22 protein-coding genes and 5 tRNA genes are annotated in these 26,161 nt (G+C 47.9%); 7 read left to right on the plus strand and 20 right to left on the minus strand.

All coding sequences use genetic code 11. The features are described 5' to 3' along the window. Positions 1 to 133: 133 nt before the first annotated feature. Together FN001_RS01445 and FN001_RS17935 are read left to right on the plus strand one after the other, a co-directional pair. Complete coding sequence (locus tag FN001_RS01445) at positions 134 to 859, plus strand: response regulator transcription factor (RefSeq protein ID WP_142410552.1); 726 nt, start codon at positions 134 to 136, stop codon at positions 857 to 859. A 560-nt stretch (positions 860 to 1,419) separates the two neighbouring features. Beyond that, positions 1,420 to 2,286: a sensor histidine kinase gene (locus tag FN001_RS17935; RefSeq protein WP_185911802.1), complete on the plus strand. Its 867-nt coding sequence runs from the start codon at positions 1,420 to 1,422 to the stop codon at positions 2,284 to 2,286. A gap of 159 nt (positions 2,287 to 2,445) precedes the next feature. Here FN001_RS17935 and FN001_RS01455 read toward each other — a convergent pair whose 3' ends face one another. Next, complete coding sequence (locus FN001_RS01455) at positions 2,446 to 3,702, minus strand: M20 metallopeptidase family protein (protein ID WP_243121913.1); 1,257 nt, start codon at positions 3,700 to 3,702, stop codon at positions 2,446 to 2,448. Between the two features lie 387 nt (positions 3,703 to 4,089). Beyond that, positions 4,090 to 5,313, minus strand: coding sequence for a tyrosine--tRNA ligase (tyrS, locus tag FN001_RS01460; protein ID WP_142410555.1), 1,224 nt, complete (start codon positions 5,311 to 5,313; stop codon positions 4,090 to 4,092). Positions 5,314 to 5,889: 576 nt separating this feature from the next. On the opposite strand from tyrS, the gene uraA reads away from it, so the two are divergent. Beyond that, positions 5,890 to 7,143, plus strand: a complete 1,254-nt coding sequence (gene uraA, locus FN001_RS01465) for a uracil permease (protein ID WP_142410556.1) — start codon at positions 5,890 to 5,892, stop codon at positions 7,141 to 7,143. A gap of 325 nt (positions 7,144 to 7,468) precedes the next feature. Next, the gene (locus FN001_RS01470; RefSeq protein WP_185911803.1) at positions 7,469 to 8,731 is read left to right on the plus strand and encodes a M20/M25/M40 family metallo-hydrolase; all 1,263 of its coding nucleotides are present in this window, start codon (positions 7,469 to 7,471) and stop codon (positions 8,729 to 8,731) included. Positions 8,732 to 9,028: 297 nt separating this feature from the next. Here FN001_RS01470 and atpC read toward each other — a convergent pair whose 3' ends face one another. The 12 genes from atpC to FN001_RS01530 all read right to left on the minus strand — a co-directional run bounded on the left by atpC (position 9,029) and on the right by FN001_RS01530 (position 19,372). Next, the gene (gene atpC, locus FN001_RS01475) at positions 9,029 to 9,433 is read right to left on the minus strand and encodes an ATP synthase F1 subunit epsilon (protein ID WP_142410558.1); all 405 of its coding nucleotides are present in this window, start codon (positions 9,431 to 9,433) and stop codon (positions 9,029 to 9,031) included. A gap of 11 nt (positions 9,434 to 9,444) precedes the next feature. Then, entirely contained in the window at positions 9,445 to 10,836 is a 1,392-nt protein-coding gene (gene atpD / locus FN001_RS01480; RefSeq protein WP_021904594.1) for a F0F1 ATP synthase subunit beta, read from the minus strand. Between the two features lie 162 nt (positions 10,837 to 10,998). After that, positions 10,999 to 11,874 (minus strand): ATP synthase F1 subunit gamma, encoded by an 876-nt coding sequence (gene atpG / locus FN001_RS01485; RefSeq protein ID WP_117469053.1) that lies wholly within the window; start codon positions 11,872 to 11,874, stop codon positions 10,999 to 11,001. Between the two features lie 15 nt (positions 11,875 to 11,889). Next, complete coding sequence (atpA, locus tag FN001_RS01490) at positions 11,890 to 13,392, minus strand: F0F1 ATP synthase subunit alpha (RefSeq protein WP_117469052.1); 1,503 nt, start codon at positions 13,390 to 13,392, stop codon at positions 11,890 to 11,892. A 98-nt stretch (positions 13,393 to 13,490) separates the two neighbouring features. Further along, the gene (gene atpH, locus FN001_RS01495) at positions 13,491 to 14,039 is read right to left on the minus strand and encodes an ATP synthase F1 subunit delta (protein ID WP_142410559.1); all 549 of its coding nucleotides are present in this window, start codon (positions 14,037 to 14,039) and stop codon (positions 13,491 to 13,493) included. After that, a complete protein-coding gene (gene atpF / locus FN001_RS01500; RefSeq protein ID WP_021904590.1) occupies positions 14,027 to 14,542 on the minus strand; it encodes a F0F1 ATP synthase subunit B in 516 nt (171 codons plus the stop codon). Before atpF ends, atpH begins: the two co-directional genes overlap by 13 nt. 69 nt (positions 14,543 to 14,611) lie before the next feature. Then, on the minus strand, positions 14,612 to 14,866 hold the full coding sequence (gene atpE / locus FN001_RS01505) for an ATP synthase F0 subunit C (RefSeq protein ID WP_015553054.1): 255 nt from the start codon (positions 14,864 to 14,866) through the stop codon (positions 14,612 to 14,614). A gap of 113 nt (positions 14,867 to 14,979) precedes the next feature. After that, on the minus strand, positions 14,980 to 15,672 hold the full coding sequence (atpB, locus tag FN001_RS01510; protein ID WP_015553053.1) for a F0F1 ATP synthase subunit A: 693 nt from the start codon (positions 15,670 to 15,672) through the stop codon (positions 14,980 to 14,982). Positions 15,673 to 15,761: 89 nt separating this feature from the next. Beyond that, positions 15,762 to 16,148 (minus strand): hypothetical protein, encoded by a 387-nt coding sequence (locus FN001_RS01515; RefSeq protein ID WP_021904589.1) that lies wholly within the window; start codon positions 16,146 to 16,148, stop codon positions 15,762 to 15,764. 116 nt (positions 16,149 to 16,264) lie between these two features. Beyond that, a complete protein-coding gene (locus tag FN001_RS01520) occupies positions 16,265 to 16,573 on the minus strand; it encodes an AtpZ/AtpI family protein (RefSeq protein ID WP_142410560.1) in 309 nt (102 codons plus the stop codon). 308 nt (positions 16,574 to 16,881) lie between these two features. Continuing rightward, the gene (locus tag FN001_RS01525) at positions 16,882 to 17,502 is read right to left on the minus strand and encodes a hypothetical protein (protein ID WP_142410561.1); all 621 of its coding nucleotides are present in this window, start codon (positions 17,500 to 17,502) and stop codon (positions 16,882 to 16,884) included. A 763-nt stretch (positions 17,503 to 18,265) separates the two neighbouring features. Next, positions 18,266 to 19,372 carry a M20/M25/M40 family metallo-hydrolase gene (locus tag FN001_RS01530; RefSeq protein WP_142410562.1) on the minus strand — a complete coding sequence of 369 codons (1,107 nt, stop codon included), beginning with the start codon at positions 19,370 to 19,372 and terminating at the stop codon, positions 18,266 to 18,268. A 464-nt stretch (positions 19,373 to 19,836) separates the two neighbouring features. On the opposite strand from FN001_RS01530, the gene FN001_RS01535 reads away from it, so the two are divergent. Next, positions 19,837 to 21,381 (plus strand): AbgT family transporter, encoded by a 1,545-nt coding sequence (locus FN001_RS01535; RefSeq protein WP_142410563.1) that lies wholly within the window; start codon positions 19,837 to 19,839, stop codon positions 21,379 to 21,381. Between the two features lie 333 nt (positions 21,382 to 21,714). On the opposite strand, the gene FN001_RS01540 is transcribed toward FN001_RS01535, so the two are convergent. Further along, complete coding sequence (locus tag FN001_RS01540; protein WP_142410564.1) at positions 21,715 to 22,341, minus strand: nuclease-related domain-containing protein; 627 nt, start codon at positions 22,339 to 22,341, stop codon at positions 21,715 to 21,717. Positions 22,342 to 22,723: 382 nt separating this feature from the next. Here FN001_RS01540 and FN001_RS01545 point away from each other — a divergent pair, with 382 nt between their 5' ends. After that, the gene (locus FN001_RS01545) at positions 22,724 to 24,262 is read left to right on the plus strand and encodes an AbgT family transporter (protein WP_142410565.1); all 1,539 of its coding nucleotides are present in this window, start codon (positions 22,724 to 22,726) and stop codon (positions 24,260 to 24,262) included. 298 nt (positions 24,263 to 24,560) lie between these two features. Here FN001_RS01545 and FN001_RS01550 read toward each other — a convergent pair whose 3' ends face one another. After that, positions 24,561 to 25,085, minus strand: coding sequence for a C-GCAxxG-C-C family protein (locus tag FN001_RS01550; RefSeq protein WP_142410566.1), 525 nt, complete (start codon positions 25,083 to 25,085; stop codon positions 24,561 to 24,563). A gap of 280 nt (positions 25,086 to 25,365) precedes the next feature. Between FN001_RS01550 and FN001_RS01555 the strand changes: the two genes are divergently transcribed. Then, a tRNA-Gln gene (locus tag FN001_RS01555) sits at positions 25,366 to 25,438 on the plus strand. 255 nt (positions 25,439 to 25,693) lie between these two features. Here the strand turns inward: FN001_RS01555 and FN001_RS01560 are convergent. From FN001_RS01560 to FN001_RS01575, 4 genes are all read right to left on the minus strand, one after another. Continuing rightward, positions 25,694 to 25,767 (minus strand) — tRNA-His (locus tag FN001_RS01560). A gap of 36 nt (positions 25,768 to 25,803) precedes the next feature. After that, positions 25,804 to 25,877: transfer RNA gene (locus FN001_RS01565), tRNA-Arg, on the minus strand. Between the two features lie 23 nt (positions 25,878 to 25,900). Then, positions 25,901 to 25,971, minus strand: a tRNA-Gly gene (locus tag FN001_RS01570). 92 nt (positions 25,972 to 26,063) lie between these two features. Beyond that, positions 26,064 to 26,138: transfer RNA gene (locus tag FN001_RS01575), tRNA-Pro, on the minus strand. Positions 26,139 to 26,161 lie beyond the last annotated feature (23 nt).

Raw genomic sequence — 26,161 nt, forward strand, 5'->3', positions numbered from 1 at the left:
TAATAGGAAGTAATCATACCGTTATCCCTGTGTGCATTACCAGTTCATCTGTGTGGCAAGAATGCGGCAATCATTTACGGTTTTAAACTTTCATGTTAATATGAAAACATAAATACAAACGAGGTAATTTATCATGCCAAAACTGATCTATGTAGTAGATGATGAGTCAAATATCCGTACAATGATGCAGCTATTTCTTGAAAATGAAGGCTTTACAGTAGAGACGTTTAAAAATGGTCAGGAAGCCTGTCAGGCCTTTTCCGCAAAAGAACCCGATATGCTTATCCTCGACATCATGATGCCCGGAATCGACGGTCTCAGTCTATGTACCTATTTCCGTCGTCAAAGCCACGTTCCCATTATTTTTGTATCTGTCAAAGATACGCCGCTCGACCGTGTTATGGGAATCACTCTCGGAAGCGATGACTATATTACAAAGCCCTTTCTTCCATTAGAGTTCGTTGCACGGGTAAAGGCATTATTCCGCCGGTCTGATCCACACTTTTACGATACCGGCATGGCTGATCCCGTCACTCGGTTTGTATGTGGAAATCTGGTCCTTTTTTCTGTCAGCCACAGAGTCACAATTCAGGAACATGATCTCAATGTAACGCCGACAGAATTTGATTTTCTGCTGTATATGATACAACGGGCAGATAACGCTGTTTCTAAGAAAGAATTAGCCGAACAGATCTGGCATTTTCAAGGTCCTGATCCTGAAGCAGATATGCCGGAGGATTTTATTAAACGGCTTCGAAAAAAACTACTTTCTTTCGGATCTACTGCCCTGATCGAGACGGTATGGGGCTTTGGTTATCGTATGAGTGAACGAAAGCCAGAAGGGATCGAATCAATATGATTGGAAAGAGTGTCCAGACACGTTTATTTTCTGCAGTTTTTCTCGTAATTTTTATGATGACTTTCGGAGTCGGAATCACCTTTTTCCTTTCTTCCCGTTGGTATGTACAGTACACTGCCAGGAAAGAAACAGAGCATCTGATTAGGATGGTTCAATCAGAGTCAGATCGTTTGAGCACTGACCCGGCTTACACTTCTTCAGATTCTAAGGAAAATACGCGTAAATCTTCAAAAGCTTTGCTTCGTTCTGTCCGGCTGCAGCTCAGAGATCAGCCTTATAATGGTATATTTCTGGTTTTTAATTCCAAACAAAAGCTTGTCTTCCCGCAATCCAGTAATGACCAGAATATTTATCCGATATCTGCTTTGGAGGAACAGTGCCGCCAGATGATCCAGTCCGGTGAACTGATTTCGGGAAAACCGTCCCGGGTTTTACTTTCTGAAGACTTCTGGTTCATCAGTATGTATGTGTTTCCGTCCAGTACACCTGTACGGGCAAAGTATTTTGTTTCGGTTGTCCAAATTCCGGATTCATCTGTTTTCTGGAATTATACATGGAAATTGTATATTGCGATTTTAATCGCTTCTGTGCTTTTATCATCTTTTTTGGTATGGGGAATCGCAAAAACCATCTCTGTCCCGATCCGGCGTCTTTGTCTTCAGATCCAGAAGATCAATGGAGAAACAGACGCACAGATCCAGGATTCCTATTCTTTAAATGAACTGGAATCTTTAAAACGATCCTATAATCAGATGGAAGAAACGATCCGGAGATCCGAGAAAGAAAAAAGACAGTTTTTTCAAAACGCTTCCCATGATCTGAAAACGCCGCTTGCGTCTATAACCGGGTATTCCCAGGGGATCGTTTCCAATGTCATAAAGGATCATCAGAAAGCTGCCCGAATCATTCTTTCTGAAAGTCTGCGCATGACTGACCTTGTAGAAAGCATTCTTTCTCTCTCAAAAATGGACAGTCACACATTTGACCTGCATCCGACAGATCTGGAAGTAATGGAGTTTCTTGATGAATGTGTGGATATCATGAGTACGATCCGCAGGGACTGCGTGATACATCTTGAAGCTGCACACCCACTAACGATCCACACGGATCCGGAACTGTTGAAACGGGTGATACAAAATATTCTTTCAAACTGTCTGCGATATGCCGATCACGAGATTCTGATCCGTATGAGTACAGATGGTAACTCGCTGATCCTTCTGATACAGGATGATGGTCCGGGATTCACGGAGAAAGATCTCCCTCATATTTTTGAACGTTTCTATAAGGGTGATGGTGGAAAAAATGGAATTGGTCTTTCGATTGTATGGACCGGCATCCACTATCTTGGCGGATCCATTACCGCCGGAAACCGCGCTGTGCCGGAACACGGGGCTTATTATCAGCTTTTATTGCCCCTGTCTATTTAAAACTGCCAATCTCTCGTTCAAACACAGACTTTAACTCGGTACCCACGCAGATGCGCAAAAAGACCGGTATATCAAATTTCTTCTTGATACACCGGTCTTTTTATTGCGATTCGGTCTTTTTATCCATTAATGGATAATTTTTTACCATTTCTGCTGCTCTTACAGGTTTCTCTCAACCAGATTCTTTAAGGTTCCCGCGAACGGTTTGAACGGGATCCCCTTATCGTAATTTAAGAAATCTTTCACATATCCAAGTGCTGCTGCAACACCGTAGATCATGCCGCGCTCATCCACATCGAATTCCGGTGTGTGATGGTTTGCGCCGGTGCCGGCCTCCTCGCTCTGGATACCTGTGAAGGTGATAATACCCGGCCAGAGCTTTAAGCATGCCTGCATGCTCTCAGATGCCATCCACGGCTGTGCAACCGTAACAGCATCCTCACCGATGTACTTTCTTACTGCGTTCTTCGCGATCTCGCTGCAGACTGCGTTGTTCTGGCACTCGAACAGCGGATCCGGCATATGAAGGATTTCATATGTACACTGACAGAGCTCGCACTCTTTCTCGACTACGTCCATCATCTGTTTTACAAACGGTGCGCCTGCGCCGTCAACATTGAAGGTACGGATCGTACCGCCGAAGGTCAGCTCGTCCGGAATAATGTTGCGGACGGTTCCGCAGTTTACGAAACCAACGGAGCAGGTCAGGATATCCGTCGGAGCCACATATTTCATGCGGATCATATTAATATGGTTATAGATATTGTTGAAGCAGTCTAAAACACTGTGGGCAAGATCCGGACGGGATCCGTGACCAGCCTGGCCGTGAAGCTTGATGATAAATCCGTATGCACCGGAGAATACAGCGCCCGGCTCCGCGGAGATCGTTCCTGTCGGAACATCCCATTTTACATGTGTTGCCATACAGGTATCGATCTTTAATTTCATCGTCTCAACAGCATACGGAAGTAGATTTCTGATATTTCCACCGGCTTCCTCGCCGCGCTCAAAGAGGAGAACGATATTGCCGTTTAAGTCTTCCTTATTCTCGTTTAAGATCTTTGCCTCAGCGAGAAGCATCGCTGTGTGGGCGTCATGTCCGCAGGCGTGGGAGATTCCATCGTTCTTGGAGATGCAGACCTTTTCCTTTGTGAGGTTTGTTTTGCTCTCCTTGATCGGAAGTGCGTCCATATCGGCACGAAGAAGAACGGTTTTTCCAGGTTTTCCGCCGTGGATCTGTCCGATAATACCACCTTCCGGAACGACTACATACTCGATTCCCAGCGCATCGAGCTCAGAGGCAATATATTTTACTGTCTCATACTCCACACCGCTGTTTTCCGGATACTCGTGCATATGTCTTCTGATTCTTACCATGTAGTCGAAATTTTTCTTAGCTTCGTTTAAAATATCCATGTTTTCTCCATTCCGGCGGAACCGCTTCGTCATTTACCGACAGCGCAGTTTGTCCGTCTCTTCAGTTTTGGATTTTCAATAGCTGCTCATATCTTCACAGTCATGATCTGAAAATGTCTGTTTCCAGACATCTCTATATTAACATGCGCAGGGAACTAAATCCAGTCCCCTGCGCAGCTTATTTTTTATTTAACGTTACAGTTCAGCCATGCGCTGGTTTGAATGAGAAAGTGTGTTGCAAGCTTGCTTGCATAAGCACTTTTCATCCAAATCAGCATATGGTGGAACCACCAAGCTTCTTGTTTTCATGAATATGAAAACAAGAAGATGTAATGGCTGAACTGTAACGAATTTTCAGTTCAGAAAATTCCTACTCATGAAAAGTAACTATTTAACTACAACGCGTCTGAAGTTCTTCTTACCGCGCTTTACAACGATTCCTTCACCGGAAAGCTGTTCTTTCGTGTATACAGCCTTAATATCCTTCACGATCTCACCGTCTACGGAAACGCCGCCCTGCTCTACGTTTCTTCTCGCCTCAGAACGGGATGCGCAGAGGCCGGATTTCTGTACGATGGAAAGGAGGTCGATCGAACCATCAGAAAGATCTGCGTCGGAAAGCTCTGCTGTCGGCATTTCTGCCGCAGCGCCGCCTGCGAATAATGCACGTGCGCTCTCCTGTGCTTTCTTTGCTTCCTCCTCGCCGTGAACAAGGCTTGTAAGCTCGTATGCAAGGATCTCCTTCGCCTGATTTAACTGGCTGCCTTCCCATTTGTCCATCTCATCGATCTGCTCAAGCGGAAGGAATGTGAGCATGCGCAGGCACTTTAATACGTCTGCGTCGCCGACGTTTCTCCAGTACTGGTAGAACTCAAACGGAGTTGTCTTATTCGGATCAAGCCATACAGCGCCGGACTGGGTCTTGCCCATCTTCTTGCCCTCAGAGTTTAAGAGCAGTGTGATCGTCATTGCATGCGCATCCTTGCCGAGTTTTCTTCTGATGAGTTCTGTACCGCCGAGCATGTTGCTCCACTGGTCATCGCCGCCGAACTGCATATTGCAGCCGTATCTCTGGAACAGCTCGTAGAAATCGTAGCTTTGCATTAACATGTAGTTGAACTCTAAGAAGCTTAAGCCCTTCTCCATTCTCTGCTTGTAGCACTCCGCGCGGAGCATGTTGTTGACGGAAAAGTGCGGTCCGATCTCTCTTAAGAAATCGATGTAATTTAAGTTCATAAGCCACTCAGCGTTGTTTACCATCATGGCTTTTCCTTCGGAGAAGTCGATGAAACGGCTCATCTGCTTCTTAAAGCAATCACAGTTGTGCTGAATTGTCTCAACCGTCATCATAGTTCTCATATCGGTACGTCCGGACGGATCTCCGACCATTCCGGTACCGCCGCCGATCAGCGCGATCGGCTTGTTTCCAGCCATCTGCAAACGTTTCATTAAGCAGAGTGCCATGAAATGTCCAACATGAAGGCTGTCCGCAGTCGGGTCAAATCCGATATAGAATACGGCTTTTCCTTCATTTACCATTTTGCGGATCTCTTCTTCGTTTGTGACCTGCGCGATCAAGCCGCGGGCCTGTAACTCTTCGTAAACTCCCATTTTTGTTTTCTCCTTCTTTCTCTCTTTTATATCCGGACGAAGCCAAAAAAAGCCCCGTCCCTTGTTTCCAAAAGGACGAGGCATACGCTCGTGTTACCACCTGATGTTCCCGAAACGCTCACACGCTCCGGCTCATGGAGTCCTCATCATAAAAGACCCCGGCATTTCTAACGGGTGCCAGTTCCGTCACAGCCTACTCACATTTTCCGGATATCTCCGTTCACGCTTTCGGTGTGCAGCTCCGGGATGTATTCAGAAAAAGAAGTCCGCGCGCCTCTCATCCACCGGCAGCTTTCTGTGCGGAGCAGGTCATTTCCCTACTTGTTCCCTTCATCGCTTTTCCATTATATACCGCATGCTTTAACGCGGCTATATGGGTCATTATATGGAGATTCCAAAGCTTTGTCAAGAGCGGAAGCCCTGAAATTCGTTAACTTCATATCCTTTCCTGCGATTTCCCCCTGATTTTTCTGGACAAATAACAAGAATGTGATAGAATAGAAAAAATGCCTGAACCCAGAAATCCATAGGCAGGCGCAAATACTAAAAACTACTCATCACCTAAGGAGGTCCCGTATGGAAAGCCATAAAATCATCCAGGTGGACGAAAAGGTTCCCTTTAACCTTTTGATCCCCCTGAGCATCCAGCACATGTTCGCCATGTTCGGCGCATCGGTGCTTGTTCCGTTTTTATTCGGAATCAATCCCGCGATCGTTCTTTTCATGAACGGTGTCGGCACCCTCATGTTTATCTTTATCACAAAGGGAAAAGCTCCCGCCTATCTCGGTTCCAGCTTCGCGTTTCTCGCTCCTGCCGGTATCGTGATCGCAAAATTCGGATATGAATATGCCCTCGGCGGATTCGTTGCCGTCGGTTTCGTCGGATGTATCCTCGCATTCATCATTTATAAGATCGGATATAAATGGATCGACGTCGTTCTCCCGCCTGCTGCCATGGGGCCGGTCGTAGCCCTGATCGGGTTGGAGCTCTCTTCCAGCGCGGCAAGCAATGCGGGACTCTTGGACGAGACCATTGATCCGAAGAATCTGATCGTGTTCCTCGTAACACTTGGCTTTGCCGTTTTCGGTTCTGTCCTGTTCCGGGGATTTTTATCTGTTATCCCGATCCTGATCGCCGTGATCGCCGGATATGTCGCTGCCGTTGCATGTGGGATCGTTGATTTCTCTGCGGTTGCCGCTGCCCCGATCTTTGCGATCCCGAACTTCACCGCTCCAAAATTTAATATGGAAGCGATTATGATCATCATGCCGGTCATCCTTGTCATCACCTCCGAACATATCGGACATCAGGTCGTTACCAGCAAGATCGTCGGCAGGGACCTTTTAAAGGAGCCGGGACTTCACCGCAGCATCTTCGGTGACAACTTCTCCACCATGGTATCTGGTCTCATCGGTTCCGTTCCGACGACCACTTACGGTGAAAACATCGGCGTTATGGCTGTCACAAAGGTTTACAGCGTTCAGGTCATCGCCGGAGCAGCCGTGATCTCCATCATCTGTTCCTTCATCGGTAAATTATCGACCCTGATCCAGACGATCCCGGGTCCGGTCATCGGCGGAATCTCCTTCCTGCTCTACGGCATGATCGGAACCTCTGGTCTCCGTATTCTGGTCGACTCCAAGGTCGACTACGGCAAAAACAGAAACCAGGCCCTGACTGCCGTGATCTTTGTAACCGGTCTCTCTGGGATCAAGGTAAACTTCGGCAATGTGCAGCTCACCGGTATGGTCCTTGCATGTGTTGTCGGCATGATCTTAAGCCTGATCTTCTATCTCTTTGATAAGATGAAGCTTACGAATGATCAGTAAAAATAATCATATGAAATAAAACATAAACTTGCAGGTTCTGCGGCGATTCATCTTTACATCGCCGCAGAACCTGCTTTTTACTATCTCGCCATCCTCAGTCCCTGCCTCATTTTAACTGACTCTTTTCACGCGGACGCTTCTCCCCTTCTATTGTTCTCTGACGATATTTCTCATATAAACTATACTTACAGAATTATTAGTTTTTCTTTGTTTTATTTACAAACTTTCTTTTTCGCGCTATGATATTTCTAGCATATGATATTGGAATCAAAAGGTATTTTGTCCCTGATATCATCATATACAAATCGAAAGGATGGTTCCCAACATGAAAGAAGCGATTCAGACACTTTTAACGTCCGACAAGATGACTCATGCCTTCGAATACCTGAAACAGGATGAAGCGCACACCATCGACCAGCAGATCGAGCTTGTTCAGATTTCCTCCTTCAGCCCCTTTGAGGAAAAACGTGCAGCCCGCTTCAAGGAGCTTCTGACCGAGGCAGGTCTTGATCCGGTGATGGACGAGGTCCATAACGTTTACGCCCATATCCATGGAACCGGAAACGGTCCGACTCTCTATGTCTCCGCTCATCTGGACACCGTATTCCCACCGGAAACTCCGCTCCCGGTAAAACGTGAAGGAACAAAGATCTACGCGCCCGGAATCGGTGATGATACCCGCGGACTGGCTGAGATCCTTACTCTGGCAAGAGCCATCAAAGAATCCGGCTTAAAACCGGTCGGTGATATCATCATCGGCGGCAACGTCGGCGAAGAAGGTCTCGGAGACCTCCGCGGCATGCGCCACTTCTTCTCACAAAATGCCGACAATGTTGACGGTTTTATCTCCGTTGATGGAGCAGGCTGTCTGATCTGCCACGGCGGCACCGGAAGCCACCGCTACGAGGTAACCTTCCGCGGACCTGGTGGACATTCCTTCGGCGCCTTCGGTCTTGTAAACCCGATCTTTGCCATGGGACGCGCTATCTCCTATATCTCCGAGCTCCGCACCCCGAGAGAACCGAAGACTACCTTCTCCGTCGGTGTCGTAAACGGCGGAACCTCCATCAATGCCATCGCGTATGAGTGTTCCATGCTTGTCGATATCCGTTCCAATGGTCTAAAGGAGCTTGAAGAGCTTGATGCAAAGCTTCAGGAGTGTATCAAACGTGCGGTCGAGGACGAAAATAACCGTTGGGAAACCGAGCGTTCCTACGAAGAATCTAAGGACAGCTTTGATCACAACGGACGTATCACTGTGGAAGTAAAACAGATCGGAAACCGTCCGGCGGGAAGCCAGCCGAAGAACTGTGAGATCGTGAGCGCGGCGGCAGCAGCTTTTGAGGCATGCAATGAGACTGTAGAATATGAAAGCGCAGGAAGTACGGATGCAAATATCCCGATCAGCCTTGGAATCCCTGCAATCTGTGTCGGCGGAGGCGGAAAAGGCGGTGCCTGCCATTCCGTTGACGAGTGGTATGACAGCAAAGACGCCTATAAGGGATCTCAGAGAGTCCTTGCGGCGATCTTCGCGCTTGTGGGACTTGATGGGGTAAGTGAGCCTCTGCTTTCCATAAGAAAGAAGTAAACTCTACGAAATTTCTTAACTACATATCACTTCGAGCCGAACATCTGTGAGACTTGGTGCATGATTCCGGTCAGCAAAGCTGACATATTCCTTACAGGATCACGGTGTATTCTTGTGGAGTGTTCCTCTCGGGCAAAAACCAGGCTCCCGCTTCTTTCCATCACTTATCTCTGGAAAGAAGCGGGAGCCTTATCTGACTAAAATAAAACAGCATGTTTAAAGAATCACCTTTAAGCTCTGCTTACAAAAGAATTCAAAACATGCTGTTTTATCGCTGTAATAAAATACAGTTCTGTTTTATTTTACATCCACCAGCGACAATCTCACCAGCGCCCGCTTCAAAGCGGCTTCAGCGCGGTCAATATCGGTCTGTGGATTTTTTTCCGCCAGACGTCTCTCTGCGCGGATCCTGGCTTCATTGGCTCTCTTGCCATCGATGTTTTCCGGCCATTCGCAGGCTTCCGCGAGGATCGTTACCTTCTCCGGCAGGATCTGTAAAAATCCGGAAAGCAGCGCCGCTTTTTTCACGCCATCTGCCCCGTGGATCTTAAGAACGCCCGGCGCAACCGCGACGACCATCGGGATATGCTTCGGATAAATTCCGGCTTCCCCGTCTGCCGTGTTGAGCTCCACCATCGAAACCTCTCCGTCGAAAAACGCCTCATCCGGCGTAACGATCTGAAGTCTCATCATTTCCGCCATGTCCACACCCCCTATTTCACGCGGGCGAGAACATCATCAATATTTCCTGCGTTGAGGAACAGATTCTCCGGAATATCGTCATGTTTGCCTTCGAGGATCTCCTTGAAGCCCTGGATCGTCTCGGAAAGCGGAACATAGCGGCCTTCCAGACCGGTAAACTGTCCGGCAACGAAGAACGGCTGGGATAAGAATCTCTGGATCTTTCTCGCACGGGATACGGTAAGCTTATCTTCCTCGGAAAGCTCATCCATACCGAGCATTGCGATAATATCCTGAAGCTCCTTATATCTCTGCAGCACTTCCTGTACGCCGCGGGCAACCTTATAATGCTCCTCACCAACAATACGCGGATCAAGGATACGGGACGTAGACTCAAGCGGATCTACAGCCGGGTAAATACCAAGCTCTACGATAGAACGGCTGAGTACGGTCGTCGCGTCCAGATGGGTAAAGGTATTTGCCGGAGCCGGGTCTGTTAAGTCATCGGCCGGAACGTAAACTGCCTGTACAGATGTGATGGAACCGTTCTTTGTGGAGGTGATCCGCTCCTGGAGGGCACCCATCTCTGTCTGTAAGGTCGGCTGGTAACCTACGGCTGACGGCATACGTCCGAGCAGCGCTGATACCTCGGAACCAGCCTGACTGAAACGGAAGATATTGTCGATGAATAACAGCACATCTTTTCCGCCTTCGTCACGGAAATACTCTGCCATGGTAAGACCGGTAAGTCCCACACGCATACGGGATCCCGGCGGTTCGTTCATCTGGCCGAACACCATGGTCGTCTTATTGATAACGCCCGAATCGGACATCTCATAGTAAAGGTCATTTCCCTCACGGGTACGCTCACCAACGCCTGTAAATACGGAATATCCGCCGTGCTCTGTCGCAATATTTCGGATCAGCTCCTGAATCAGGACTGTCTTACCTACACCGGCACCGCCGAACAGACCGATCTTTCCACCTTTCTGGTACGGGCAGAGGAGGTCAACGACCTTGATACCTGTCTCAAGGATCTCTGTCTCTGTGGACTGTTCCTCAAAGCTCGGGGCTTTGCGGTGGATCGGGAGCTTTTTCTCCGTCTTCGGAGCTTCTTTATTGTCGATCGGCTGTCCCAGAACATTGAAAATTCTTCCAAGTGTCTGCTCACCGACCGGCACCATGATCGGTCCACCGGTCGCTACGGCATCCATGCCGCGGACAAGACCGTCGGTGGGACCGAGAGCGATGCATCTTACCGTATCATCACCGAGATGCTGGGCAACCTCAACCGTGAGGACCCCGCCATCCTTTGTGGTGATCTCAATGGCGTCATTGATCTCAGGCAGCCCGCCCTGGGGAAATTTGATATCCAGAACGGCACTGATGACCTGAGTAATTTTACCAATGTTTTTCTCTGCCATCTCACTTCTCCTTGTCTCTATCATAACTATTCAGCCACTCAGGCCAGCGGTAAAAATCCATTCCAGCACATCATGCCGACTGATTTCTGTCTCCTGTATGCTGTCTTTTACCTCCAGCACCGCAAGTACACAAGTCTGCCAAATAATTACTCATATTTCTTTTTAACCATCGATGGCATTCGCGCCCGCGATGATCTCTGTCAACTCCTGAGTGATAGATCCCTGACGCGCGCGGTTGTACTGCAGCGACAGTTTTCCGATCATCTCTTCCGCGTTGTTCGTAGCCGAATCCATTGCAGTCATTCGCGCACCGTTCTCACTGGCAACGGCCTCTAGGAATGCCCCGTAGATCAGGCTGCTCACATACTTCGGAATAATTGCATCCAGAACTTCGTCCTCGTCCGGCTCATAGTTCATAATGAGAAGATCCGATTTTTCTTCTTTTACTTCGCCCTTTGGCCCTGCTGCCGCAAGATCCACCGGCAGAAGCTTTAAGAACGTCGGGATCTGGCTTACGGTATTTTTGAACGCCGTGTACGCCAGATAGATCTCTCCGATCTCATTCTTCTCAAACATGGCTAAAAGCTCTTTTGAGATCTGCTGCGCGTCGGAGTAGAGCGGCTCGTCGATCACATCGGAGTAATCCGCTTTGATCTCATAGCCTTTCCTTGCGAGTCCGTCGCGTCCTTTCCGTCCGATCGCGAAGATGAGAGCATCCTCTTTCGGGATCCCGCTCTCCGTCACGAGACGGATGATGTTGGAGTTATATCCGCCGGCAAGTCCGCGATTGGAAGAAACGACGATAACTGCCTTTTTCTTCGAATCCCCACTCTTTAAATAGCGGTGCCGGATCCCGGTGGATTTCTTCAGCATCTCCTGGATCGTCTGGTACATCAGATTGAAGTACAATCTCGAATTTTCCGCCTTCGTTCTGGATTTCTGGAGTTTTACAGTGGCAACAAGTTTCATGGCTTTGGTAATCTGCTCGGTACTCTCAATACTGGATTTCCTTCGTTTAATATCTCTCATGGTTGCCATGATACATCACCTGCCTTATCTTGCTGCCTTGCACTCTTCAATAGCTTTTTTCAGCAATTCTTCAGTCTCCGGCGTCATCTGCTTCGCCTCGCGGATGCTTGCCGGGATCTCCGGATACTTTGTATCGATAAACTTAAACAGTTCTTTCTCAAAATCAAGAACCTGATTCGTCGGAATATCGAGGAGATATTTCTTCGTCGCCGCGTAGATAATGATGACCTGATACTCGACCGGCATCGGCTGATACTGCGGCTGCTTTAAAACTTCACGGATGCGTTCGCCCTGGGCAAGCTGTTCCTTTGTGCTGGCGTCAAGCTCGGAACCGAACTGGGCGAAGGAAGCGAGCTCGCGGTACTGGGCAAGCTCCACACGGATCGGGGCAGCGATCTTCTTCATCGCCTTGATCTGTGCCGCGCCGCCAACTCGGGATACAGAAAGACCCGCATTGATCGCCGGGCGGAAACCGGAGTTGAACATCTCGGTCTCTAAGTAGATCTGTCCGTCTGTGATGGAGATGACGTTTGTCGGAATGTAGGCCGATACGTCACCCGCCTGCGTCTCGATGATCGGAAGTGCGGTAAGAGAACCGCCGCCAAGGTCATCGGAAAGTCTGGACGCACGCTCTAACAGTCTGGAATGCAGATAGAAAACATCGCCCGGATATGCCTCACGTCCCGGCGGTCTCTTAAGAAGCAGGGACAGGGTACGGTACGCCGCCGCATGCTTACTTAAGTCATCGTAAACGACAAGAACATCCTCGCCGTTCTCCATCCACTCTTCACCGATTGCGCAGCCGGAATACGGGGCAATATACTGTAACGGGGCAAGGTCAGAAGCTGTGGATACGACAAGTGTCGTGTAATCCATCGCGCCGAACTCCTCAAGAGTTTTCACGATTGTCGCAACTGTTGATGCTTTCTGTCCAATTGCAACATAAATACAGTGAACTCCCTGTCCCTTCTGGTTAATAATCGTATCGATCGCGATCGCCGTCTTACCAGTCTGACGGTCGCCGATAATAAGCTCACGCTGTCCGCGTCCGATCGGAACCATGGCATCGATCGCCTTGATACCTGTCTGAAGCGGGGTATCTACGGATTTTCTCTCGATAACACCGTGGGCAACACGCTCGATCTTTCTGAATTTATCCGTAAGGATCGGACCTTTTCCATCGATAGGCTGTCCTAAGGCATTCACGACACGTCCTGTCAGGGCATCGCCCACAGGAACCTCAACGACACGTCCTGTCGTCTTTACGGTGTCTCCCTCACTGATGCTTGAGGAATCGCCGAGCAGAACCGCTCCGACGTTGTCCTCCTCAAGGTTTAACACCATGCCGTAAACCTCTCCCGGAAATTCCAGAAGTTCTCCCTGCATGGCATTCTCAAGACCGTGGATTCGTGTAATGCCGTCCGCTACCTGGATGACAGTACCCACGTCAGAGACTTCCAGCTTCGTCGAATATCTTTCGATCTGCTCCTTGATGACCGAGCTGATCTCTTCTGGTTTTAAATTCATTTGAGGTCTGCACCTTCTTTCTTTTCCATTTCATCACGTAACTGTTCAGTATTATTTCTGCTGCCGGACTGCTGTTTCCGGTCCCGGATCCGCCGGGATCACGCCAGCTGCAGCTTCATTAAGTCTCTCCGGATCTCCCCGAGTCTTGTCCTGATGCTGCTGTCCACCACGCGGTCACCGATCCTGATCACGAGTCCGCCGAGGATCGCAGGATCGACGCTATAGGTAACTTCCAGACTCACAAAAGCTGTTGTCTCCAAAAGCTTCGCCTCCGTATGGGCCTTCTGCTCCGCGGAGAGTTCTACCGCGCTTGTGACAGTTACGATACCGATCTTTTTATATTCCTTTACACGATTCACAAAATAGTCGAGGATCTTCGGGAGCTCCTTCTGCCGTCCCTTTTCGATCACGGTCTCAAGAAATCCCATCAGGTCATCGGAAACTCTTCCTTTAAAGATATTTTCCACGACCTTTAACTTCTCTTCTTTTATGATCTGCGGATGGTTCAAAAATTGTACAAGGTCTGCATTCTCCATGAGGACCGTCTGCAGTGACTGTGCTTCCTCATATACGGGCGACAGCATATCCCGCTCCATGGCCGCTTCAAACAGCGCGTCGCCGTAGACCTTTGACACTAACTTTGCCATGTGCTCTCACCCATTTCCTTTAAAGTCTCCTCGATCAGGGAATCCTGGATCTTTACATCCATGGAAGCGGCAACCGCCTTCTCTGCCATCAGGGACGCAATGGAAACGATCTCCGTCTTCATGTCCTCAAGCGCTTTCTTCTTCTCCAGCTCGATCTCCCGGTTTGCGCGGTCAACGATGCGGTTTGCTTCCTCTCTCGCTTCCGCTAAGATATCAGCTTCCTGCTTTTTCGCTTTTTTCCTCGCTGCGTCGAGAATTTCCTGCGCCTCTTTGTCGATGGATTTTATTTTATCCTCATACTCTGCTTTCAGCGCGAGCGCGTCTTCGCGGCTCGTCTTTGCCGTTTCCAGATCGCCCGCGATCCGCTTTCTTCTTTTTTCCAGTACTTCACGCGCCGGATTAAAGAGGAAATACGACATTACAAAGAACAGGATAAAAATATTGATTCCCGTGATCACAATGTCGTTGATCCATTGAGGGTCAAAATTTATTAACCGTTCCAAGGTCTCATCTCGCCTCCTTTACAAACTTCCGCGCATACCCGGAAGTTTTTTCCTGTTCCCATATCCGGATCAACCGAACGGCTTAACGAACATAAGAATAATGGCAACAACAAGACCATAAAGACCGGTCGTCTCGGCAACGGCCTGTCCAAGAAGCATGGTCGATGTGATATCAGATTTCGCACCCGGGTTGCGGCCGACTGCAGATGCGCCGAAACCAGCGGCGATACCCTGTCCAACACCAGGTCCGATACCGGCGATCATCGCGATACCGGCGCCGATTGCTGAGCAAGCATGGATCAAATCCTGTCCTGTAATATTCATAGATAAAACCTCCTGTAAAAAAATTTTATAGCTGTCATTCACAGCTACAGGCAAAATCCTTTCCGATCGACTGCGTCGATGGGGTCCTGCCTTCCCTGTTCCGCCCTGCGTTCCTACAGTTTATCATTTACATAGACCATAGTCAGCATGCAGAATACGTATGTCTGGATGCACCCGGAAAACAGGTCGCAGTACACATGAAGTGCGGCCGGAATACCGATTTTTAATAAGACCGGCATCATTCCGTACCAGAGACCCATGATAATAACTCCGGACAGCATGTTCGCGAACAGACGAAGTGAGATCGAGATCGGATTCGCAAATTCACCGATCAGATTGATCGGGAACAGCACCGGGAGAGGTTGAAACAATCCCGTAAAGTGTCCGACACCATGATTTTTGATTCCCTGATACTGTACGATCGCAAACGTGACCAGACCAAGAAGGAACGTAACACCAAAGTCGGCAGTAACCGTTCTCAGGCCGAACAGACCACTTAGGTTGCAGAACAAAATAAACAGAAAAATCGTTCCGATATAGTTCGCAAACCGGTTCGCTGAACTGCCAAGAATCCCTGTGGTCATATTTTCCAGCATTTCCATACCGAATTCGATGATATTCTGGAATGTTCCAGGTACATCCGTCGCATGTTTTAATGCACGGTTCGCGGCTATCACCAGAATCAGCAGAACGATCGTAACGATCGTCATTCCGACCGTCGTCGTCGTCAGCCAGAGTTCATGACCGAAGAGATGGTATTTCACGATCCCGTGGATCATGAAATCAGCACCACTGCCACCACTCATTCTTTTTCCTCCTTTCCTTAAGACTCCTGAAAGACTGCTGTCTGTTCCACAACAGCAGCGTATAAGACTCTATCCGTCAAGCCTGAAGCTCAGGCCATACGGTCGGTTCGTTTCTGAAGTACCGGATACACATAAGCTCCGGTCTTCAAGCCCAGTGCGCCGAGAACGACTGCCAGAAGGTTGATCGTCGTAAATTTCCATAAAAGGCACACCAGTATTACCGCGCACAGGCTACGGATCAGCGAATGGATCACCATCTTTTTGCTGCTGTACGCCCCATCAGCCGATTCCACACAGAGTTCCGTGGATCTCGCGATACTGATCAGCAGTACCTCCGCCGCCGCGGCTCCGATCAGCACTCCGGCGATCACCGGAACGGTTCGGAAAAAAATAAGGCAGATGAGAAGCAAGATCATATTATGGATCAGAATCCCGATGCTCATTCCCACTACCTGTCTCTTTGTCTTATCACTCACGATTGTTCCACCCTTTCAATTACCCTGCCGGGGCTGTCTTCTGTCAGACAGTTCCCTACTGCTTCATATTCCGCTTTCGTTTACGGCTACCGTCTTCTTTGCCGTCCCTTCGGCTGTCACCGCCATCTTTTGGGACGGTCAGCACCGTCTCCGGTTCCAAAACGGTTCTCCCACTGCTTTACCTGCTCTTTCTTTTCCCTGTCTTCGTCTTCTTTCTCTCTGTCTACGATATGCTTCGCCATCTTATATGCACTCAGGCCGCCCGAGAGAACCCCCAGGATCAGAAAGATCAGAACGGTATGAAGTCCGGTCTTTTTATCGATCCAGCTTCCGAGAAGCACACAGATAAGAACCGGTGTCACAACATTGAGTCCGAGCTGGGTGATCAGCACCAGGTTTTCGAGTCCGTTTTTTTTCTGACGCATTTTCTCCCACCTCACTTACCGCGTAACGCATACCGCCATTATACTAAATATTTGCGGATTTGTCCATTTCTACGCATCGACTTTACAGATATTTCATGAATTCTTTTGTCAATAATTTACTATATTTGGACACAGTTGGGTAATTGTCCAGAAATCGTCAAATGACTTTCCGGGCAAATCCAGATCTGATTCATATTTCTTCTATGCTTATATATAGAAAAAAGAGACACAGATACTTCCATGTCTCTTCATTATTTCTTCAGACTTTATTTTCTTATGCAGCGGATTCACCGGTCCGCCTGTGACTTTTAGTAATTCATTCCTGTGACCGCAAGTTCTCCGTCTGCGGTAATGCCGAGGATGATATTCGGAACACCGTCACCCAAAACGATTCCTGCCATAACCGGCTCAAGGGTATCAACATCCACCTTTTCGATCGCTGCCTCCATCTCATCGGAAAAGATCTCAGCCGGGTCCAGCTTCATGAAATCTTCTTTCGTATCCACCATTCCGCCGTTCGTCTTCACACAGGAAATAAACGCCGGGAAATCAATATGGTCCGCGAGCCCTTCCATATCCTTATTCTTCACGATTTCGGCAAGCTCCTTTGCATAAGACCTGTAATCCGTTTTTTCAAGCTTTGCAACCGCCTCGCTCTGGAGCTTCGCCATCTCCTCATCGGAGATCTCCTCCACCTGTACACCCTCAGAGCTCTCATCTGTCTCGAACGCTCCCGGACCTTCCGCCATCTTTGGATCCACATTGGAAAGATCCGGTTTTGTCGCGTCCGCCGCTTTCGTTTCCGCATCGGAAGCTTCTGTCGTTGTCTCTGCTGCGGTTTCCTGTGTCTGTGTATGTTTTGATCCGCATGCGGTCGCCATCACTACTGTCATGCAGAGCGCCGCCGCCAGTAAAACGTGTTTCTTCATGATTAAAAGTTCCTCCTCTGATCTTATATGTGCTCCCGGATTCTTCTTTTATATGTACTCCAGGAATCTTCTGCTTTTCCGGTATCTGCCCCGCAGACATCTCCCTGAGTATTCAGGGGATTTTCCGGCGTACAGCCACCTGTTACACTGCATCAGAACTATACCACGGCTCTTTTTTCATGACAATAAACAAATTCTAAAGAAATGGTTATTTTTTCGTTAGAAAATCTCCACTAATTTTATTTTCCTTTTAGAGTTTCTCCATACTTCCGTCACATTCTTCCTGTATACTTTGTATCATAAAAGATATCGATCAGTTAAAGACATCACGAACCGTTTTTAATACGGAAGACGAGGCGTGTAGCGCCTGATCAGGTATACATAAAAAATGGGGCCGGCAGGCAAATGAAATGCGCGCACATTTATGCCGGACTCGACTAAACATAATTCTCGGATCCCTGTGATCCAGGATTGACATATATTCGATACTCATACATCCCCCTTTTTTAGTATTTGTGTGAAAAAACTCCGGTATGCCAGAACCGGAGTTTTTTCATGTCTGCAATTAAATGTCTCTTGACCCGTTCGCTCATTCCGCACGTTCACTTGCAGCATTCTGTATCTTCACACATACGTATATCATTCAGTATTTCGTGCCTGTTGTGCAGCAGAAAGTTCATTGAGATTTTCTCCTGAGTAACAAGTGAAAAAACGGGACAGCCTTTGAATCCGGCCGCCCCGTTTTTATCATTTCTTTTTAAATTTAGTGTGTTAAAAGATCCAGTACCAGCTCTGCGCACTTGTTCAGATCATCGATCTTCAATGTTTCTCCGGTCGTATGTACCTTTGTCATACCTGTGGAGAGTACGATCGGCTTGATCCCGTGAAGTGCCATCACATTCGCGTCGCTTCCGCCGCCGCCTTTTGCGGTCACTGCCTGATATCCAAGACGTTTGCAGGACTCAAAGACTCTCTGCACGATCGGATCATCATTTTCCACGTTAAAGCTTACATAATTTGTCTTCAGCTCGATCTCAAGCTTTGCTCCCATCTCGTCGCAGGCATCCTGCAGGCACTTCTGCATATGCGCAGCCTGGGCATTTAATTTATCGAGGTTGCGGCTTCTGACTTCTGCCACAAATTCTGCCTTCTCCGGAACGATATTGGTCGCATATTCCGCCTTCAGGGTTCCGATATTGCAGGTAGTCTCCTCATCGATTCTGAGCAGGTTCATCTTTGCGATTCCCTTCGCTGCGACCTGGATCGCACTGATTCCCTCTTCCGGTGCAAGACCCGCATGGGAAGATTTTCCAATGATCGTCGCGAAGATCTTGATCTGCCCCGGTCCACAGGTTAAGATCTTTCCGATATCACCGCTGGCGTCAAATACCATCGCTTCTTTTCCTTTAATCATGGACAGCTCCATATTCTTGACACCGTTCATACCACCTTCTTCGCCGATCGTAAATAAGATCTCTGTATTGCGGCACGGAATATTCTGTTCTTTGATCACCTTGATTGCTTCCATGATCGCTGCGATTCCGGATTTGTCATCGCCCGCAAGGATCGTGGAGCCGTCTGTATGGATGATCCCGTCATCGACAAGCGGTCTGATGCCATTGCCCGGAGTCACCGTATCCATATGTGCACACATGATCGTCGGATCACCCGGGATCGTTCCCGGAAGATATGCGCATACATTAAATCCATTGGAGCCAAAACCTTCCCCGGCTTTGTCGGTCTTTACTTCCAGTCCAAGTACTTTAAGATCCTCAACCAGCTTTTCCCCCATCGCTTTTTCATTCTTTGTCTCACTGTTGATCATAACATAATCAAAGAATGTGTCGAGCAGTCTCTTCTCATTTATCATGGCATTACCCCTCCTGTTTTACATGCAAAATACCGGCATTTCGTTCTTTTGCATCACAATTTTGTGTTTTTATTCTAACATGGATCTGCTGTCTCCGCAAGAATCCACACTGCCCTGATGCAGTGCTTTTCCATGCCGGCACGCTTCATATTTTCTCCGCGATTCCCCGAAGATCCATGATTTTTCCTCATCCGCTCCTTCAGCGCGCCGGAACTCACCTCTTTATTATTGTCTGAATTATCTGAATTATTTATTCTTTATTAACAATATAAATTATAATAACTTTTTCACTAAATAAAAAAAGGTGTGGACAGATGTTTACAAAAGATATATAATCAATTCATAAAAAGTTTATATTCTTTATTCTTAACAAAGAATTAACTTTTTCTCAATCGGCGGAATTGCTGGAAATCTCCCTGTTTTTTCAGTTATTTCGTACTTTTACTATTGCAGGAGGTTTCTGTATGAGCGAAAACACCACTAGTACCACTAAGCAAACTTGGCTCGACAAGGCGTTAACAGTCGTTGAAAACGTATGTAACAAACTTCCCGACCCGGTAATCCTGTTCTGCTGGCTCTTCCTTTTCACGGCGATCATCGGTACGATCGCAACGGTAGCTGGCGTGAGCCTGATCAACCCGGCAACAAATGAAGCCGTTGTTTCCCAGAACTTCTTCTCGGTAGACGGACTCCACTGGTTCCTTGACAATATGGTAAAGAACTTTACCGGTTTCGCACCGCTCGGTCTGGTAATCTCCATGACCCTCGGCATCGGTCTCTGCGAGGAGTCCGGTCTCGTAATGTCCCTCTTAAAGAGCTGCTTAAGCGATGTTCCTCCGGCACTCGTTCCGTACCTTATCGCATTTGTCGGCACGATCGGAAATATCGCTTCTGATACTGCGAACATCATCGTTCCTCCGATCGCCGCTCTTCTCTATATCGGTGCTGGAAAGCATCCGGTTGCAGGTATGATCTGCGGATATGCAGGTGCAAATGCAGGCTTCACTGCAAACCTGATGGTTGCAGGTACAGACTCCCTGCTTCAGGGTCTCACAAATGACGCAATCAAAGGTTTCCTTCCGGAGACTACCTTCCAGGTAGATGTTACCTGTAACTGGTTCTTCATGATCGCCTCCACAATCCTCTGTTCTATCGTGATCGGTGCTGTTTGTACAAAGGTTGTAGAGCCGCGTTTCGGAAAATACGAAGGTTCCTCCGATGAAAAGATCGAAAAACTGAGTGCTTCTGAGAGTAAAGGTCTCCGCTGTGCAGGAATTACAGCGATCATCTACATTATCATCCTCGTTGTTGGATTCTTTACCGGTCCGTTAGCAGGTGAGAATGGTGCCTTCGTTGGTTCTCCGCTCTTAAAAGGCCTGATCCCGATCCTGTTCGTATTCTTCTCGATCTGTGCGATCGCATTTGGTTTTGGTTCCGGTTCCTTTAAGAAATCCGGCGACATCAGTAAAGCTATGAACAAACAGATGGCAGCAATGGGCTCCTATATTTCCTTCTGTTTCTTCTGCGGACAGTTCCAGGGCTTATTCAACTGGACAAAACTCGGTACACTCCTCGCAATCGGCGGCGCTGACATTCTTCAGTCCGCAGGATTCACAGGTATCCCGTTATTTGTATGCTTCATCCTCGTTGTAACATGTGTAAACATCTTCATGTCATCCGGTTCCGCAAAATGGGCGATCTTCGCTCCGATCTTCGTTCCGATGTTCATGCTCCTCGGTTATCATCCGGGCTTTACACAGTTACTTTACAGACTCGGTGATTCCCCGACAAACGCGGTTACTCCGATGTCCCCGTATATCTGGATGGTTCTCGCAACTGCTCAGACCAAGTACATGAAGGACTTAAAGATCGGTACCCTGATCTCCAACCTTCTTCCGATCGCAGTGATCCTCGAAGTGATCTGGGTTGTCTTCTTTATCATCTGGTACCTCATCGGTCTTCCGATCGGTCCGGGTGTCGGTTCCGTTCTTCCGGCAGGAATCATGTAAATTATCCGATCCTGCAGAATTACATAACTGAATACGTTTATTTCGCCAGGGCATGTGAAGTGCCCTGGCGTTTTTTGTCTCATCTATGTCGGTCTCCGGCCACCCCGGAACACTGAATGTCCCTATGCATAAAAAGAATGTGCCTCGGCACATTCGGCATCTCGCGCGGTCGCTTGCGACAACCTTCATCTTCGCGCGAGTGCGCATCTTAGGCACGCAGTGCCTTTTTATTTAACAGGAAGTTCCATCGGAGTTTCCTGTTAAATAAAAAACAGGCGATCCGCTTACCAGACCGCCTGTCTCATACCCTTTATTCTGTTTTCCGGTCCTCTCCTACTTTACAAGTCCTCTTATAATAGAAGAAACCTTATCATAGTCATACTGGACTTCTTTCACGCCGGACTGTTTTTTATACCAGCTTTTCAGTTCCTGATAAGTCGTGGAATAAGAACCATATCCGAGATACAGTTCCGGAGTCTGGTAGTTATCTGCAAAAACGACCATCGGCATAACCTTTAAATTATGGACTCCGTTTTCTTCCATGATCTTTCCGATCTCCTCCGCACCTTTCTTTAAATTAAGAAGCGGATTTTCAAATTCTTCTTTTCTTTTTGCGTCCTCTCGCCGCCACATTGCTCCGTCCGGAGTTCCGTATATCTTAATTCCCCAACCGTAAGTTCTTACAAGGTAAACGCCTCTCTTATCCATAAGGACCGCGTCAAACGTCATTTTTCCTTCCGGCAGATTTAAAGTCGCGTTCTTTAAAACCTCACCGGGCTTTCCACAGATCTTTTTCAGCCGCGCGGAGACCTTTTCTACAGCCTTTTCGTGATTCCGCTGTTTGTTCATGTGTTTCGCGATCAGCCAGAACACCAGCACACCGGCAAGTATGTAGGCAAAGAACATAAAGTAGTCCTGCGCCGAATGAAGTTTCCATGTCTGAAAGTTTCCACCAAACATATTTTATCCTCCCAGGTATTCAATTAACCGCACATTGGCACTTGCTGCCACTGACAGTCTTTTTTGAATCCGTCAGGCAGGATTCCTTTATTATCTGTCATCACGTTTCATGCACGATACTTTATCTTAACACGAAACCACTATAAACGCAATAATCTTCTCATGATCGCCATTTCCTGTTTTATGCATTTTTACTAAATATTTATCATTCCATTTGGTGAAATCTCCGGCTATTTTTTCAGTTTTCTAATGTAAAAATAAAAAATATAAACACTTTATAAAAAACATATAGCTTTTCTGAACTATTTATAGTATAATATCCATGCAAGCGGGATCTCGGGGGTTTAGGTCCCGTAAATTAAGTTTACAGGAGGTTTTTCAAATGAGTGAAAACACTACCGCTAAGAAAACCGGCGTGGACAAACTGATTGATGGTATCGAAAAAGTTTGTAACAAATTGCCGCCGCCAGCGATTCTGTTCTGCTGGCTCTTCCTTATCACAGCTATCATCGGCTGTATCTTCAGTGTAATGGGCGTTGCCCTTACAAATCCAGCTTCCGGAGAGGTCGTAACATCTGCGAACCTGTTCTCCAAAGACGGCGTTGACTGGATCTTAGGCAACATGGTAAAGAACTTTACCGGTTTCGCTCCGTTAGGTCTGGTTATCACAATGACACTCGGTATCGGTCTCTGTGAGGAGTCCGGAATGCTGATCTCCATGCTGAACAGTTCCTTAAAGAACGTTCCGGCAGCTATGATCCCGTATGTAATCGCATTCGTCGGTACAGTCGGAAACATCGCTTCCGATACAGCTATGGTCGTTATCCCGCCGATGGCTGCCATCGTTTACATGGGCGTTGGCAAACACCCGGTAGTTGGTATGATGGTTGGTTACGCAGGTGCTCAGGCCGGTTTCACAGCGAACCTGATGGTAGCTGGTACCGATACTCTGTTACAGGGTCTTACAAACGATGCGATCAAGGCATTCATCCCGGATACAACTTTCCAGGTTGACCCGACCTGTAACTGGTTCTTCATGATCTTCTCCACCTTCCTCTGCGCAGCAGTTATCGGATTCTGTTCCGTACATATGATCGAGCCGCGTTTCGGAAAATACGAGGGTGCCGGAGAAGCAAAACTTGAAGAAGTTACTCCGCAGCAGAAGAAAGGTCTTAATGCTGCAGGTCTTACCGCGATCATCTACATCATCATCATTGCAATCGGATTCTTCACCGGTCTTCTTTCCGGCGAAAACGGTGCGTTTATCGGATCCCCGCTCTTAAAGGGCCTGATCCCGATCCTCTTCGTTCTGTTCTGTCTCTGCGGTCTTGCATACGGCTTCACTGCAGGTACATTTAAGAACGCTGTTGATGTCAACAAAGCAATGTCCAAGCAGATGGCTGGTATGGGCTCCTACGTTCTGTTCTGCTTCTTCTGCGGACAGTTCCAGGGCTTATTCAACTGGACAAAGCTTGGTACTCTCCTTGCGATCGCAGGTGCTGATGGTCTCGAGGCTGCAGGTTTCACAGGCATTCCGCTCTGTGTAGCTTTCATCGTCCTCTGCTCCTTCGTTAACATCTTCGTATCCTCCGGTTCCGCGAAGTGGGCTATTTTCGCTCCGATCTTCGTTCCGATGTTCATGCTCCTCGGTTATCATCCGGGCTTCACACAGTTACTTTACAGAATTGGCGATTCCCCGTTCAACTGCTGGACACCGATGTCTGCATATATCTGGATGATCTTAAGTGTTGCTCAGACAAAGTACGTTCCGGATCTCAAAATTGGTACTCTGATCTCCAACATGATCCCGATGTCCATCGTTCTTCAGATCGCATGGATCATCGTAGTTGTTATCTGGATGTCCATCGGACTTCCGTTCGGACCGGGCGTAGGCGTTGCTCTTCCGGCTGGAATCCTCTAATTCAGAGTATAGCAGCTTGCAAAGCTTACTGTGTAAAACATAAAGGCAGGACGACCCGTCGCTTTTGCGGCGGGTCGTTTTTCGCTTAAAACGGATGAAACAGATTCCACGTCACAAGAACTTTCTTCTTCGGCTTTTTCACAACCCTAATAATACTTTTTTCCAACATAAAAAACTCACCTCCATGGCATCTTGATACCTCAGAGATGAGTTCTTTTCTTCTCAAAATCGGAAATTCAATTTTTCGCCCGAACTGCCGCCGTAAACAATTCACCGCAGCATGCCAAAGTTGATTTTATTATTTCTGTATCTCTTTCAGATGCCTCTCCAAAATATCCGCTGCACAGGCCGCAAGCTCTGCACACGGGCGCTTTTTATAGTAGCTCTCCGTTCTCGCCTCCGGCACCGGATTCGTATCCGTATTGATCCCGGCCAACAGCTCCCGGCAGATGTAGCTTCCATTCTCGTTCTTGAACGCCGATACAAGCTCCTGAATTCTTTTATAGTGATCCTGCTTCTCCGCTGCCGCTTTCGGGTCTGTATAGCCTTCCAGAGCCCCACAGACCAGTGCCATTCCGCTGACACAGCCACATACCTCCCGAAGTCTTCCGAGGCCGCCGCCAAACGAGGACGCCAGGCCTGCCGCCATCTCTCTGCTGATCCCCCGTGCTTCCAGCTCCTCAGCAAACGCCAGTGTCACCGCCTGGGAGCAATTGTAACCTTCCCGGAACAGTTCCCGCGCGCGGTCCCCGCGGCTTTTTTCACAGACTGTTACATTTTTTGTTGATTTTTCCACAATATCCATCGACTTATTCTCTGCCATTCCTTCTACCCCTTTCGTATCTTTCCCGTTACCATAGCATATACTGTGTAACAAAATTTTCCAATGCTTCGCATTCCGAATCGGCAAAATCCTTGATCGCAGCGGTATCATACGGAATTTTCAGTTCGTAAAATCCCTACTCGCGAAAAATAACTCGCTTTTCTCTTTGTTACTGTTCCGAAGAACCTTTGCTTGTATTTTTCCATGTCTTATGGTAGAATAATATCGTTATGGTTGTATCAAAGATTCAGCCACATTCATATGACAGCGAATCATTTCCTGGGCCATCGCCAAGCGGTAAGGCACAGGACTTTGACTCCTGCATTCCACGGGTTCGAATCCCGTTGGCCCAGGAAATGATTCGCAAATCCAGTGCTTGTAATTTTTATTATAAGCACTTTTTTTATCCGTTTTCAACAGGAAATCTAACCTCTGAACGCGGTTAAAGCTCCCGGAAGTTTTTAATAGCTATCACAAACCATTCCAGAACCAACGATGGGGCAGAGTTCTTATGAACTCCGCCCCATCCATTGACATAGGACCTATTAGCACAGCAACTTCCCCAACAAAACAAAAAAGCCCCGGGAACTGCTTCCCAGGGAAATACGGGTGGATACAGGGATTCGAACCCTGGGCCTCCAGAGCCACAATCTGGCGCGCTAACCAGCTGCGCTATACCCACCATAATATAAAATTCGAAATCGCACTTGATTTCAAATGAGCCTGAAGGGATTCGAACCCCCGACCCACGGCTTAGAAGGCCGTTGCTCTATCCAGCTGAGCTACAGACTCATTATGCTTTTTCGCAAAAGCAAAGCGGGTGATGGGAATCGAACCCACGTATCCAGCTTGGAAGGCTGGTGTTCTACCATTGAACTACACCCGCAGGAAAACTTTGTTTTATTTTCGCTGACTTGAACATTATATCTCATATCCGTTCATCTGTCAACAATTTTTTTATCTTTTTTTCGATAAAAATCGGGGTGACAGGATTCGAACCTGCGACCCCCTGGTCCCAAACCAGGTGCTCTAGCCAAGCTGAGCCACACCCCGGAATTTCTGCGAAGCATTTGAAA

This window comes from Clostridium sp. Marseille-P7770, assembly GCF_902143525.1.
Taxonomy (GTDB): domain Bacteria; phylum Bacillota; class Clostridia; order Lachnospirales; family Lachnospiraceae; genus Pilosibacter.